This window comes from Streptomyces sp. NBC_01390, from assembly GCF_045040105.1.
Taxonomy (GTDB): domain Bacteria; phylum Actinomycetota; class Actinomycetes; order Streptomycetales; family Streptomycetaceae; genus Streptomyces.
Map to the genome: position 1 here is coordinate 1,148,553 of NZ_CP109551.1, position 13,708 is coordinate 1,162,260.

General features: G+C 70.1%; 7 protein-coding genes. 4 read left to right on the forward strand and 3 right to left on the reverse strand.

What is annotated here, in order from left to right:
* Positions 1–52: 52 nt before the first annotated feature.
* Together OG241_RS04975 and OG241_RS04980 are read left to right on the forward strand one after the other, a co-directional pair.
* On the forward strand, positions 53–445 hold the full coding sequence (locus tag OG241_RS04975) for a hypothetical protein (protein WP_405813886.1): 393 nt from the start codon (positions 53–55) through the stop codon (positions 443–445).
* Between the two features lie 6 nt (positions 446–451).
* The gene (locus tag OG241_RS04980) at positions 452–4,348 is read left to right on the forward strand and encodes an AAA domain-containing protein (protein ID WP_405813887.1); all 3,897 of its coding nucleotides are present in this window, start codon (positions 452–454) and stop codon (positions 4,346–4,348) included.
* 56 nt (positions 4,349–4,404) lie between these two features.
* Here OG241_RS04980 and OG241_RS04985 read toward each other — a convergent pair whose 3' ends face one another.
* Both OG241_RS04985 and OG241_RS04990 read right to left on the reverse strand, forming a co-directional pair.
* Entirely contained in the window at positions 4,405–5,169 is a 765-nt protein-coding gene (locus OG241_RS04985; RefSeq protein WP_405813888.1) for an alpha/beta fold hydrolase, read from the reverse strand.
* An 88-nt stretch (positions 5,170–5,257) separates the two neighbouring features.
* Positions 5,258–8,137: a glycoside hydrolase family 3 C-terminal domain-containing protein gene (locus OG241_RS04990; RefSeq protein WP_405813889.1), complete on the reverse strand. Its 2,880-nt coding sequence runs from the start codon at positions 8,135–8,137 to the stop codon at positions 5,258–5,260.
* A 208-nt stretch (positions 8,138–8,345) separates the two neighbouring features.
* Between OG241_RS04990 and OG241_RS04995 the strand changes: the two genes are divergently transcribed.
* Positions 8,346–9,857, forward strand: a complete 1,512-nt coding sequence (locus OG241_RS04995) for a glycoside hydrolase family 43 protein (RefSeq protein ID WP_405813891.1) — start codon at positions 8,346–8,348, stop codon at positions 9,855–9,857.
* Positions 9,858–9,929: 72 nt separating this feature from the next.
* Here OG241_RS04995 and OG241_RS05000 read toward each other — a convergent pair whose 3' ends face one another.
* Positions 9,930–12,161: an alpha-L-fucosidase gene (locus OG241_RS05000; protein WP_405813892.1), complete on the reverse strand. Its 2,232-nt coding sequence runs from the start codon at positions 12,159–12,161 to the stop codon at positions 9,930–9,932.
* A 479-nt stretch (positions 12,162–12,640) separates the two neighbouring features.
* Here OG241_RS05000 and OG241_RS05005 point away from each other — a divergent pair, with 479 nt between their 5' ends.
* Positions 12,641–13,705 carry a sugar ABC transporter substrate-binding protein gene (locus tag OG241_RS05005; protein ID WP_405813893.1) on the forward strand — a complete coding sequence of 355 codons (1,065 nt, stop codon included), beginning with the start codon at positions 12,641–12,643 and terminating at the stop codon, positions 13,703–13,705.
* Positions 13,706–13,708: the final 3 nt, after the last annotated feature.

Sequence of the window (13,708 nt, forward strand, 5' to 3'; positions counted from 1 at the left end):
TCTCGTTCGCCCGGCAAGGAGCCGGTGCACTCAGGGGGAGCACGAGACCGTCATGCCCGACAATCACGCCACATACCTGATCTCTGTCGTAGACGACGACCCGCTGCGTGCCCGTAAAGACGCGCGCGAACTGCTCGCCGCGCTCGGCGAGGTGGACCCCACGGCAAGGCTGGACCTGCCCGAGCCCGGCGGCCTGTTCGGGGCGGGCGACAAGGGCGGGCCGTCCGCCGAGACCGTCGGGCTGCTGCTGAGCGCCGGTTCGTTCGTCGTCGCGCTGGTGCAGACGTGGCTGGCGCGGGTCCCGCAGCGCACCATCGTGGTCAAGCGGCCCGACGGGGCGACCCTGCATGTCACCGGCAAGGAGGCCCGCGAGGACGACACGCTCATCGAACGGTTCCTCGCGGACGACGGCGACGACGACGCGTCGGCGCCGACGGCGGGCTGAGCGGCGATGACCGACAACGACCGGCACGCGTTGCTCGTCGGCGTCTCCACGTACGACAGCGAGAGGTACGCCGACCTCCCGGCCGTACGCGCCGATCTGCACTACATGCGGGCGGTACTGGAGAACACCGAGATCGGCATGTACAACGAGTGCGCACTGGCCGCCGAGCCGACGCGGGCGGAGATGCTGCACGCCGTCGAGACGTTCCTGGAGTCACGGCAGCCCAGTGAGACGGCGCTGCTCTACTTCAGCGGGCACGGCGAGTACTGCGAGCAGGACGGCCAGCTGTACTTCCTGACCCGGGACACCGACCCGGCCGACCTGCCGGGCACGGCCGTACCGGCGGAGTTCCTGGAGCGAATGCTCCAGTCCTGCCGGGCCGCCTCCAAACTGGTCCTGCTGGACTGCTGCTCCAGCGGGTCCGTCGTCCAGGGCTGGACCGCGAAGGGCCCGTCGGGGGAAGCGAACCCACCCGCGCCGAGCACCCTGCTGCGACCGACCGGCGTGTACTTCATCACCGCGTCCGACGCCCTCCAGGCGGCCTCCGCGATGGCACCGCCCGGGTCGGGCCTCGGCACCTCCCGGTTCACCGGGGAGATCGTCGAGGGACTGCGCAACGGCCGGATCAAGGAGGGCGGCTGGATCACCCCGGACGACCTCTTCGACTACCTGACCGCCCAGATGACCCGCGACGGCGTACCGGAGGAGCAGCGGCCCACCAAGTCCACGATCAGGGCCACCCGGAGCCTTCCCTTCGCCCGGTCGGTGGCCCGGCCCGTGCGGCTCCCCGCGCTTCCCCACGACGCCGCCGCCCGACGCTCCCCCGCGCTGCTGAAGGCCCGGGCGCTGGCGGAGGCGGACGAGCGGGACGGCGTCGACCGGCAGGGGCTGCTGCGGTACTACGCGGGCTGCCTCACCGCGCAGGCGGCGGCCGGAATGCGACCGGACCGGGACAGCGGCCGGAACAAGAAGTACTTCCTGCTGGCCCAGGGCGAGGAGACCATCCAGTCCGGGCGCGGACCGCACATCCTCGCGCCGGGACCGCTGCCCCGGCCGCAGGAGGGGCGGAACGGCTCGGACACCGAAGCGGGATCGCGGCAGGAGTACTGGTACGGCTATCCGGCGGTCACACTGCCCGCGCGGGACGGCGGCCGGGGACGGCGTGCGACGGTGGAGCTGGCGCCGCTGCTCATCCAGCAGATGGAGCTGGCGCCGGACGAGGACGGCCGGGACGTGCTCCGGCCCAGCGGTGTGCCGTCCCTGCACAGCGGTGTCGTCTCGGAGTTCCTGGACGCGGGTGACGCGGCCGACCTGGTCGCGCGCTGGCAGCCGGCCTGGCAGGAGGGCAACGACGCCCAGATGCTGCGCGCCGTCAGGGAGTTGCTGGAAGAGCTGGGGCTGCCGGAACTCGAACCGCTGGACCCGTCCGCCCTGAGCGACCGTACGGTGATGCAGGCACTGCGGCCCGGCGCGCACAACGCGGCCGTGCTGCTGGTGCCTTCGGGCGCGGAGGCCATGGCCACCCAGGCGCTGGTGGAGAACCTGCTGCAGATCTCCACGCGGACCGCGCAGATCGAGGGCACCGCCCTGGACGCGCTGCTGAACGGCGGGGCCCGGCAGGCGTCGGCCACGGCCGCCGTCGCGGCGAACCCGGTGACACCCGTCGCTCCGGGGCCGTGCAACGAGAGCCAGGAACTGGTGATCTCGTCGGCGATGACCCAGCCTCTGACGGTGGCCACCGGGCCGCCCGGCACGGGCAAGAGCGAGGTCGTCACAGCGGTTGTCACCACCTGTGTCGCCGCCGGGCAGTCGGTACTGGTCGCCTCCACGAACAACGAGGCGGTGAACGTCGTCGCCCAGCGCTGCGACGACATCGCGCCCGGCCTGCTGATGCGGACGGGCAACGCGGAGGCGCTCGAGCGGGAGGCGGCCAAACTGGAACGGCTGCTCGCCGAACCGGCCGGGGCGGCTCGGCGCGGATCGGCCACCGTGGGTGGCGAGCTGCGCAACACTCGGGGAACGGCCGACCGGTTGCGGGCGCAGGCGGCGCACCGTGTCGGCGAGGAAGGGCAGCTGCTGGAACTGCTCCGCGACCGGGAGGAGCGGGCCGCGGCCCTGGAGCTGCCCCTGTCCCTGCTCGAAGGTGCCTGGGCGGCGGACGTCGACGGCCCGGCATCGCTGGGCCGGTGGGCCCAGCGGGCGCGGAAGACTGCCGGGGCCCGCTGGTGGCAGCTGGGGGCATGGCGGCGCGGGCGCGCGCTCGCCGCTCTGGTCGCGGCGGAGGTGAGGCGCCCGGACGGTACCGGACCGGCATGGCCCGAGTGGGCGACGGGACGCCCCGTGCCGCCCGAGCTGCTGGAGTCCCTGGCCGGGATCGTGTCCGTGGAGGGGGAGGTACGGGAACTCGGCCACCGGCACGGGGAATGGGACGAGGAAGGGCTCAGGCAGTCCCGGCTCGCGACGGCGGAAGCGCTGTCCGGGCTGTCGGCGGAACTGTCCCGTGCGCTGTCCGCCGAGGTCCTGAGCCGGGCCACCGGGCTCATGAACCAGCGGCTCCAGGTGCTCCGGCGCCGCTCCGGCTACCAGCGCAGCCAGAAGAACCTGATGACGCACATCAAGGGTTGGGCCGTCAGCACCCACTCGGTGCGACAACTGGAACTCGCCCCGAAGCTGTTCGACCTCGTGGTCATCGACGAGGCCAGCCAGTGCTCCATCCCGTCGGTGCTGCCGCTGCTGTTCCGGGCCCGCAGAGCACTGATCATCGGTGACCCCATGCAGCTCGGGCACATCCCCGGTGTGTCACCGCAGCAGGAGCGTCAGGCACGGGTGCGGGCCGGGCTGAGCGCCGCGCAGCTGGAGCACCACCGCCTCACCTATCACGTGTACTCCTCGTACCACGCCGCCGAACAACACGGCGACAGCGCGCTGCTCCTCGACGAGCACTACCGCTGCCACCCGCGGATCGCGGACGTCGTCAACGGGCACTGCTACGGCGGCCGGTTGCGGGTGCTGACCGACGTGCGGCGGCAGGTGCCGGCGCACGACCCGGTGGGGGTGGCCGACCCGGCCCCGGTGCTCGGCTGGGTCGACGTACCGTCCGGGGAGTCGGCGCGCGGCGGCGACGGGCAGTCCTGGCGGAACGCGGTGGAGGCGGAGGCCGTCCGGAGTGTGGTCGACGGGCTGCTGGCGGGGCTTCCGCCGGACGCGACGGTGGGGGTGGTCACGCCGTTCCGGGCGCAGAAGGAGACACTGGCACGGATGTGGCGTGACGACGACCGCGTCCGGGTCGGCACCGTCCACACCTTCCAGGGCGGACAACGGGACGTGATGGTGCTCAGCCCAGTGGCGGCACCGAACACACCGCCCCGGACGACTCACTGGGTCGGGAGCCAGGTCAACCTGTGGAACGTGGCGGTCACCCGGGCCAAGTCGCAGCTGATCACGGTGGGCGGCCGTGCCTTCTGGCAGGACCAGAGCGGCCTGCCCGCCCTCCTCGCCGCGCGTTCGGCGCCGCTGGGCGCGGGCGACGACGGCACGACGGCCGAGACCGGCGCGTCCGGACCGGTGTCCGAGGCCCGCGAGGACCTCGCCGACCGCCTTCAGGCCTACCTGGCCGGACGGGGCATCACGGATCTGGAGCGGGCTGTGCTGGTGGGCGGCCACCCGGTGGACCTGCTGTTCACCGACGCCGGCGAGAACACAGCGGTGCTGATCGACTCCGGCCCGGGGCCCGGGGCGGACCTCGCACGGCACCTTCGGCTGACCCACGCGCGAGGCGACCTGCTCACGGGACTGCCCTCCGGAGGTCACGGGGCCAAGCCCTGCCCCGTGAGCCGGACGGTGCGGGTGCCCGCCTGGCGGATCATGGCGGGCGAGACCGCGCTTGCACCGTTGTTCGACTGAGCGCCGAACCGACGCGGCCGGACCGCCGTCCTTGCTACTTGACTCCTGCTTGATCCCTACTTGATCAGGCGCAGGACGGCGGTGGGTGCCCTGAGCGGAGGCAGGTGGTCGACGTCGGGCAACCGGACCAGCTCACAGCCGAGTCGGGCGGCAGTCCGCTCGGCACAGTCGATCACCGGACGGCGGTCGAGGCCACCGACGAGCACCACCGCGGGCACATCGGACAACTCGCCGAGCCGGTCGTAGACCGGAGGGTCGGGCTGCTGGTGGACATCCTCGCCCGGCCAGGCTCCGGCGGCGGAGCGCAACTGGGAGGCCGCGACCTCGTCGGCGCCGGCCGCCGCACACTCCCGCAGGCCGAAAGCGGTCAGCCCGTCCAGATCGCCGTCGGCCACCAGCCGGTCGTACTCGGCGTCAAGCTCCGGCTCGGCCGGCCACGGGTATCCGGGCACACCGGGGCACAGAAGTACCAACGACTCCACCCGTTCGGGATGTCGGAGTGCGAACCCGAGCGCCGTCCCGCCGCCCATGCTGCAGCCGACCAGGCGGACCCGGTCAAGCCCGAAGTGGTCCAGCACGGCGTGCAGATCGGTCAGCATCGAGTAGGCGGTTGTGGGCTGCGGTGAGCGCCCGTAGCCGCGCACGTCGTAGCGAATCACCCGGTAGCGCGCGGTGAGTTCGGGCAACAACCCGTCCCAGATCCGCGAGTCGCCCACCCCTGGGTGCAGCAGCACCAAGGACGGCCCGTCACCCCCGCTGTCCGCCGCCCATACGTCCCCGTCGCCCAGCCGGATCAACCCGTCCCATGTCATGGCGGTCATTGTGCGGAGCAAGCCGCTTGCCCCGCACCGGGATTTGGGCGAGACGTAAATGGTCAGTCGATCGGACGGGCGTAGCAGCCGGGGCCGCTCATGCGTCTGCCTCGTCGCCCTGTGCGTGGCCGGCGCGTGAGTCGAACCGGTAGGAGGCGAGGCGTAAGGCTCCGTGCAGGGTCAGCCGCAGGTCGTGAACGCCCCCACCGTCAGCGACAGTTCCCACGTCTGCGGTCACGCTGGTCCACGTGTAGCGGCTGCCCGTGACCGGTACGGCGATCTCCGCCAGGAGCCGGTCACCGGCCCTGACCTCAAGCCGTGCCTCCTCGCCCGGCCTCGTGTCCTCCCGGGCGACCTCCGCCTCGAAGCGGGCGGCGCCGGACAGGTCGACCGAGCGGAACAGCACGGTCGCGGGGCGGGTGGGATCGGCGGGGGTGACCGCGTCCCCGGCGGTACGGGTGGCGTCGACGAGGGTGACGTCCGTGTAGTCGTCGAAGTCGGCGGCCGCAGTGCGCCGGTCGACGACCCGGCGGGGTTCGGGGGCCGGCCCGGTCACCGTCAACGGCGCGGCCAGGACGACGTGTTGCGCGGAGCGGCCGACGAGCACCTCGTAGGCGCCGGGGTCCACGGTGAAGGCTCCGGTGGCCACGTCCCAGTGGGCGAGCTGCTCGGCCGGGAGCCGGAAGGCCACCTCCCGGCGCTCCCCCGGCTCCAGGCGCACCTTGCGGAAGCCGGAGAGCTTCAGCCGGGGCGCCTCGTAACGGGCGTCCACGGCACGGACGTAGAGCTGGACGACCTCGCTGCCGGACCGCGTCCCGGTGTTGGACAGCGTCACTGTGGCGTCCAGTTCGCCGTCCTGCCCGATCGTGGACGCGGACAGCCGCAGGTCGCCGTAGGTGAAGTCCGTGTAGGACAGACCGTGACCGAAGGCGTACAGGGGTGCTTCGCGGTGGTACTGGTAGGTCCAGCCGGCCTTGATGACGTCGTAGTCGAGCCGGGGCGGGAGTTCGTCGTCGCCGCGGTACCAGGTCTGTGGCAGCCGCCCCGCCGGGTCAGCCTCGCCGAGCAGTACGGCGGCCAGCGCCCGCCCTGTCTCCTGCCCGCCGTGGGAGGTCCACACCACGGCGGGCAGGTGCTCGTCCGCCCAGTCGAGGGCGTACGGATAGCTGCTCATGACGACCAGCGCGGTCTCCGGCCGGACCGCGGCGACCTCGCGCAGCAGGGCCTCCTGGGTTGCGGGCAGGGCGGTGCCCGTACGGTCCTCGGTCTCGCGGCCGTTGATGAGCGGGTGGTTGCCGAGGACGACGACGGCGACGTCGGCCGCCGCGGCGGCGCTGCGGGCCTCGGCCCGGCCGTCCCGCAGCAGTTCACGTTGCCAGCGTTCGGCTTCCCTCGGGGTGTCGGCGGTGACGGTGGCCCTGCCGTCGGCGGGGTCGACGGCGGCGTAGCGGCCGGTGCGAACGTTGCGCAGGAGCACGGTGTCGGCGTCGCCGTGCGGGTCGGGCTCCAGCAGGAACCTCTCGTCGACGAACCAGCTCTTGATCATCTCGTGGTCGGCGGCGAGCGAGTCGTCGTCCGTGCGGGTGAGGTAGCGGCCGGTCGTGGCGTCGCGCAGGGTCAGCACCCCGTCGCCCCATTCCGCCACGTCGTACGCGGTCGCGCCGAGCGGTTCGCCCGTGGTGCGGGAGCGCAGGGCGATCCGGTCGAGGCCCTCCACGGTGACAACGTCAGGAGCCGTCGCGCGCAGCCCGGACGCGACGCCGACCCGGTAGGGCAGGGTGCCGCTGGACCAGTCCTCGTACACGGCGTCGGCGAGCGGGCCGATGACGGCGATGCGCGGTGTGCGGTCCGTCCGGAACGGCAGCAGGCCGTCGTTCTTGAGCAGCACCACCGACTCGGTCGCGGCGCGTAGGGCCAGCGCGCGGTGTTCGGGGCTGTCGATCACCTCCGGGCCGATGCCGGCGTACGGGTCGAGGTCCGGGTCGAACTCGCCGAGCCTGAAGCGGAGCTGCAGTTGGCGTCGTACCGCGCGGTCGATGTCCGTCTCGTCGATCAGGCCGCGCTCCAGGGCTTCACGCAACCGCCCGACCGTGATCCGGCTGTCCTCGTTCTGGTCGGTGAAACTGTCGATCCCTGCCTTCAGTGCCGCGCCGTGCCCCTGGGCGTGATCGTCGAAGTAGTGCTCGTGTTCGACCAGGTTGAACGGCGCCTCGGCATCACTGACGACGAACAGCTCGTGGCCTGTCGGCACGGCCCAGCCGCGCAGTTCCTCCAGGAGCGGACTGACGTGACAGGGGCGGCCGTTGACCAGGTTGTACGCGGCCATCGCTCCCGTCGCGGCCCCCGAGGCGACCACCGGGCGGAAGGCGGCCAGGTCGTACTCCCGCAGGACGCGGGGGCGCAGACCGGAGGAGGTGACGGAGCGGTCGTCCTCGTTGTTGTAGGCGAGGAAGTGCTTGAGCAGGCCGGCCGCGCGCAGATAGGTCGGATGGTCACCGGCCAGCCCCCGGCAGTAGGCGGTGCCGAGCCGCGCGGTGTGCACCGGGTCCTCGGAGTAGCCCTCCTCGTTACGGCCCCAGCGCGGGTCACGCAGCAGGTTCACCACCGGCGCCCACGCCTGCAGGCTGTTGGCGCCGACGACGTTCGCCGTCGGACGGTGGTGGTGAAAGGCACGCAGTTCGACCGAGACCGCCTCGGCCACCTCTCGCACCAGGTCCTCGTCCCAGGTCGCACCCAACCCGACGGCCTGCGGGAACACCGTCGCCTCGCCTTGCAAGGACACCCCGTGCAGTGCCTCCGTACCGGTACGGAACGCGGCGATGCCCAGCCGTTCGACGGCCGGCCCGTACTGGTGCAGCAGCGCGATCCGCTCGTCGAGCGTGAGCCGCCCGAGGAGGTCGTCGACCCGCTTGTCGCCCGGCAGCGCCGGGTCACGGAACGGCAGGCGGTGGGCGGTGGACCGGTGCGGCGAATCCACGAGGTGACCCCCTGGGCAGGCGGAATGTTGAAGCGCTTCGACGCTGCCATCCCTCCCCGTGGACTGTCAATAACGAGAAGACGAGGAAGTTTCTCGGCTTCCTCCCTCTTGTTTCGCGAGAAACATGTCATTAGCGTCGCTGTCAGGTGAAGCGCTTCGACACATGTTGAGCCCGCCGGTTCGCCAACTCCTGAAGGGACTTGACCGAGTGTCAGAGAAGCAGCGGGCGGACGGCGCCTTCCCGAACCCCGTGATCCCCGGTTTCCATCCCGACCCCAGCGTCTGCCGCGTGGACGACGACTACTACCTGGTGTGCTCCAGCTTCGAGTACTTCCCCGGCATCCCCGTCTTCCACAGCCGCGACCTGCTGCACTGGACGCAGATCGGCAACGCCCTCGACCGGCCCGGTCAGCTCCGTCTCACCGCCGCCACCCCGTCCTCCGGCGGCATCTACGCCCCCACCCTGCGTCACCACGACGGCCGATTCTGGCTGATCGTCACCAACGTGGCCCAGGGGGGCGGCAACATGCTGTTCACCGCCACCGACCCCGCCGGACCCTGGTCCGACCCGGTGCGCCTGCCCGACGTCCCCGGCATCGACCCGGACCTCGCCTGGGACCAGGACAACACCTGCTGGTGCACCGTCGCCGGAGTCTCACAGGTCCGCATCGACCCGTACACCGGGCAGACCTTCGGGCCACCGCGCAAGGTCTGGTCCGGTGCTCCCGGCGCCAAGGCCCCCGAGGCACCGCACCTCTACCGGATCGGCGACTACTGGTATCTGCTCATCGCCGAGGGCGGCACCGAACGCGGCCACAGCGTCTCCATCGCGCGCGGCCGCACACCCGCAGGCCCCTTCGAACCATGCCCGGGCAACCCGATCCTCACCCACCGCAGCACCGACCACCCCATCCAGAACACCGGACACGCGGACCTCGTCCAGGCACCCGACGACTCGTGGTGGATGGTCTTCCTCGGCGTCCGCCCACGCGGGGGAACCCCCGGCTGGCACGCATTGGGCCGTGAGACCTACCTGACACCGGTCGACTGGGTGGACGGCTGGCCCGTCCTCGGCGAGGTCCCGTCCGAACTGCCCGCCCCCGACTGGCCGCTCGCTCCCGGACCCGCCGAAGAGGTCCGCGACGACTTCGACCTCAGCGAGCCGCACCCGCGATGGATCTCCGTCCGGGACCGGCCCGCAGAACACTGCACCACCAAGGAACGGCCCGGTTGGCTAACCCTGCACGCCCGGGGCGACTCCCTGGACGAACCCGATGTCGTCTTCGTCGGCCGCCGCCAGCAACATCTCGCCTGCCAGGCACGCACGCTCATCGACCCGGCCGAAGGTCGCGGGGGCCTCGCCGTCCGTCTGGACGAAGAACACCACTACGAGATCGAGGCGTCCGAAGGCGAAGTGCGCGTCCTCAGCCGTATCGGACCACTGCGCACCACCGTGGCATCCCGCTCCGTACCTGCCGGACCCGTGATCCTGCGCCTCGACATCTCCGAGACCCCTCCCAACGGCCCCCGCACCGGCCCCGACCTCCTCACCTTCGGCATCGAGGAACCGGACGACACCTTCACCGCGCTCGCCACCCTCGACGGCCGCTATCTGACCACCGAGGTCGCCGGCGGCTTCACCGGACGCGTCATCGGCATGTACGCCGCAACCGGCACCGCCCACTTCGACTGGTTCGACTACCGGCCGCTCACCTCCTGAACGATGTCCGGGCCCAGCCCGAGCTTGCGCCCGGGCTGGTGGACGCCACCGCCTTCTTTCCTGCCTGGTGGATCAGAGCGCCGTGAAGGTCCACAGCAGGTTGGTACTGCTGTCGTACGTCCACTGCTTGGCGACGGAGCCGGAGGCGACATTGCCGCCTCCGTCGAGGACCAGGCCGGTGGTGCGGTTGGCTATCGAGTAGCGGCCGGCGCCCCTGTGGGTGATCGTCCACTGCTGGTTGTCTCCGCCGCTCCACGCCGCCTGCTGGGCGACGGAGCCGTCGGCCGTGGCGCCCCAGCCGTCGGCGACCATGCCGGTGGTGCGGTTGACCAGCCGGTAGTAGCCGTTGCCGATGTCCACCGCCTGCCACTGCAGGTTGGTGCTCCCGTCCCATGTCCACTGCTTGAGGTTGGCCCCGAAGGTGGTGCTGCCGCCGCCGTCCAGTGCGAGCCCGTTGGTGACGTTGGTGATCCGGAAGTACGTCGACGGGTTGAACTGGACTCTCAGCGAGGCGACCTGGTCGTTGTTGCCGGTGGCCCGGAGGTCGGGGTTGTCCGCGGTGAAGGTCCACGAGGTACCGGTGAAGTTGTCGCCCGAGTAGCCGACGAGCCGGTAGCCGGGGGCCAGCCAGAGCGAGGACAGGCTGAGCGTGCCCAGGCCGGCCTGCTGCAACCGGGCGGCGGTGTAGTCGCCGACGGCGAGGACGGTACCGGGATCGGCGTAGTCGACGTCCTTGAAGGCGACGGCTCCGGTCAGCGGCCGCAGGCTGGGAATCCCGCCGGAGAAGCTGAGCTTCAGGACGTAGGCGTTGGCGTTGTACGGCGCCGAGGACGGCAGGGACACCGTCAGCCCGGAGGAGGTCTGTACCGGCGTCGGGAGACTGATGTAGCTGCCGGCCGTCGAGTCGAGCAGTTTCACCGACGTCAGCGAGGAGAGGTTGATCTGGCCCGAGGCGAGCGTCTTGATCGTCAGTGAACTGCCGGGCCAGCCCAGGACGGTGGCGTACAGGACGGTGTTCGCCTTGTCGCGGGTGAAACGGATGTCCTGTGCCGTGCCGGCGGTCGGGTTGGTGAAGGACCCGCCGCCCATCTTCGTCGGGCCTTCGCCGTACACGCTCCAGGCGCGGGTCGAGTACACCGACTCGCCGAAGCGCTTCAGGTAGTCGCCGATGCCGAGCAGGATGTCCTTCTGCGCCTGGGGGATGGTCCCGTCGGCCATCGGCGCGATGTTCAGCAGCACGTTGCCGTTCTTGCTGACCCGGTCGAGAAACGAGTGCAGCATCTGCTTGGTGCTGTAGTAGCCGATGCCCTGCGTGTAGCACCAACTGGAGCTGGAGATGCTGTCGTCGGTCAGCCAGTAGGGGGTCGTGAGGTCGCCCGGCCCGCCCCGCTCGTAGTCGAAGACCTCGCCCTTGCCGTTCATGCCGTCCTTGTACGTGGCGACGACCTCACGGCCCCAGGTGTTGGCCTGGTTGTAGTAGTACGACAGGAACTTCAGCCGCTGTGTCTCGTCGACGGCGTCCAGCTTGAAGTCCTGCCAGAGGATGTCGGGCTTGGCCCGGTCGATGACCTCCTTGAGCTTGTCGTACCAGAGCTGGTTCTCCGCCGCCGCACCGAGCTGCCCGTAGAGCTTCTTCAGGCTGGGGTCGGTCTGGGCGGGCGCGAACTCGTAGAAGCCGTTGTAGTTGTACGCGTGATGCATGGCGACCAGCAGCTTGAGGCCCCTGTTGCGGATCGCCGAGGTGAACAGGCCCAGCAGGTCCAGCTTCGGTCCCTTGGCGACCGAGTTCCACTCGTTGACCTGGCTGTCCCACATCGAGAAGCCGTCGTGGTGCTCGGCGACCGGCCCGGCGTACTTCGCACCCGCGTCGACGAACAGCTGCACCCATTCGTCGGGGTCGAAGTTACCGCCCGCCGACTTCAGCTTCGGGGCGAACTGCACGGTGTTGCCCGCCAGGTCCTTCGCGCCGTTGATGAAGTTGTGGTACGGCCAGGCGGACGGCTGGCCGTAGGTCGCGATGTGGTGCTGGTTGGCGTTGTTGCCGCTCTCGTACATGTTGCGCGGATACCACTCGTTGCCGTACGCCGGAACGCTGAAGACGCCCCAGTGGAAGTAGATGCCGAACTTGGCGTCCTGGAACCACTCCGGGGCCGCCGGGTGTTGGTCGACCGAGTTCCAGTCGGGTGTGTACGTGCTGGGCGCCGCCTGCGCGCCGCCGGCACCGAAGATGCCTCCGGCGACGGCCGTCGCGGCCACGAAGGTGGCACTGGCCAGGAACTGGCGCCTGTTGCTCGAACTCGACATGAAGACATCCTCGATACGGAAGGTGACAGAGGGGGGACGTGGGGAACGGGAGTCCGCCGCCACTCACGGTGTCCGGGTCGCCACTTGTTACGCACGAAGATCGACCATGTGTCCCCGGGATGTCAACGGGCGTGCAGGGATGAGTGGCATCACTCGGCCAGGCATTTTGCGCCTTTTCTTGCGTTTTGGTCAGGTATTCAGTCGATCAGACATCGCATGTCTTCGGGTGCGGTCCAACCGAGGTCGGGCAGCCAATGACTGGCGATGTGATCGATTGATGGGATGGATCCAACCTTCACAGCCGCCACCGACGGCATCTCGCTTCACAAGTGACCTGCCAGTTTCGGGGAAATTACGTCAAGGGCTAGACGTGATCTCATCGCGCACCCTATAAACATCCCATCTCTCCCAGACGGCGACGTAAAATCGTCGCTCTTGCGGAAAATCTCCCGCTTCGGGACCAGCGTGAGGAAGTACCGATGAGATTCAGAAACGCTCTCTGTTCCACCGCCGCCGCCCTGTCCGCCCTGGCGCTGCTCAGCGCCTGTGGCAGCGGCTCCGACAGCTCGGCGTCGTCGAGCGGCGCACCGCTGGTCGGCGTGGACTACCCGCGTTCCGACACCGACTTCTGGAACTCGTACATCAAGTACACGCCGGAGTACGCGAAGGAGCTCGGCCTCTCGCTCAAGACCACCAACTCGCAGAACGACGTCGCCAAGCTGACGGCCAACGCGCAGACGTTCATCAGCCAGGGCGTCAAGGGTGTCGCGATGGCCCCGCAGGACACGGCGGCCGTCGCGCCGACGCTGGCTCAGCTGGAGGCGAAGAAGATCCCCGTCGTCACCGTCGACACCCGCCCCGACAGCGGCAGGGTCTTCATGGTGGTGCGCGCCGACAACCGGGCGTACGGCGAGAAGGCGTGCCAGTACCTGGGCACCAAGCTCGGCGGCAAGGGCAAGGTCGTCATGCTCCAGGGCGGCCTGGACTCCATCAACGGCCGTGACCGCACCGAGGCGTTCAACGACTGCATGAAGAAGAACTTCCCGGCCGTCAAGGTGTTCGGCGAGGCCACCAACTGGGACGGCGCCGTCGCGGCGCAGAAGCTGCAGACCGACCTGACCGCGAACCCGGACATCAAGGGCGTCTACATGCAGTCCAGTTTCGCCCTGGCCGGCACCCTCCAGGTCCTCAAGCAGAAGGGCCTGCTGGTCGAGCCGTCGGACAGGAAGCACGTGTTCGTGGTCTCCAACGACGGCATCCCCGAGGAGCTCAGGTCCATCGCCGACGGCAAGATCGACGCCACCGTCTCCCAGCCGGCCGACCTGTACGCCAAGTACGCCCTGTACTACCTGAAGGCCGCGATCGACGGGAAGACGTTCAAGCCGGGCAGAACGGACCACGACAGCACCATCATCCAGGTCCGTGAAGGTCTCCTGGAGGACCAGCTCTCCGCCCCGCTCGTCACCGCCGACGGCGGCACCTACGGCGGTGTCCCCAGCATCAAGAGCGACGAGAAGTCCCTGTGGGGCAACAACCTCGGCTGACGG

Coding starts and splice junctions, on each gene's coding strand:
- OG241_RS04975 (WP_405813886.1), top strand. CDS start 53: ATGCCCGACAATCACGCCACATACCTGATCTCTGTCGTAGACGACGAC.
- OG241_RS04980 (WP_405813887.1), top strand. CDS start 452: ATGACCGACAACGACCGGCACGCGTTGCTCGTCGGCGTCTCCACGTAC.
- OG241_RS04985 (WP_405813888.1), bottom strand. CDS start 5,169: ATGACCGCCATGACATGGGACGGGTTGATCCGGCTGGGCGACGGGGAC.
- OG241_RS05000 (WP_405813892.1), bottom strand. CDS start 12,161: ATGTCGAGTTCGAGCAACAGGCGCCAGTTCCTGGCCAGTGCCACCTTC.
- OG241_RS05005 (WP_405813893.1), top strand. CDS start 12,641: ATGAGATTCAGAAACGCTCTCTGTTCCACCGCCGCCGCCCTGTCCGCC.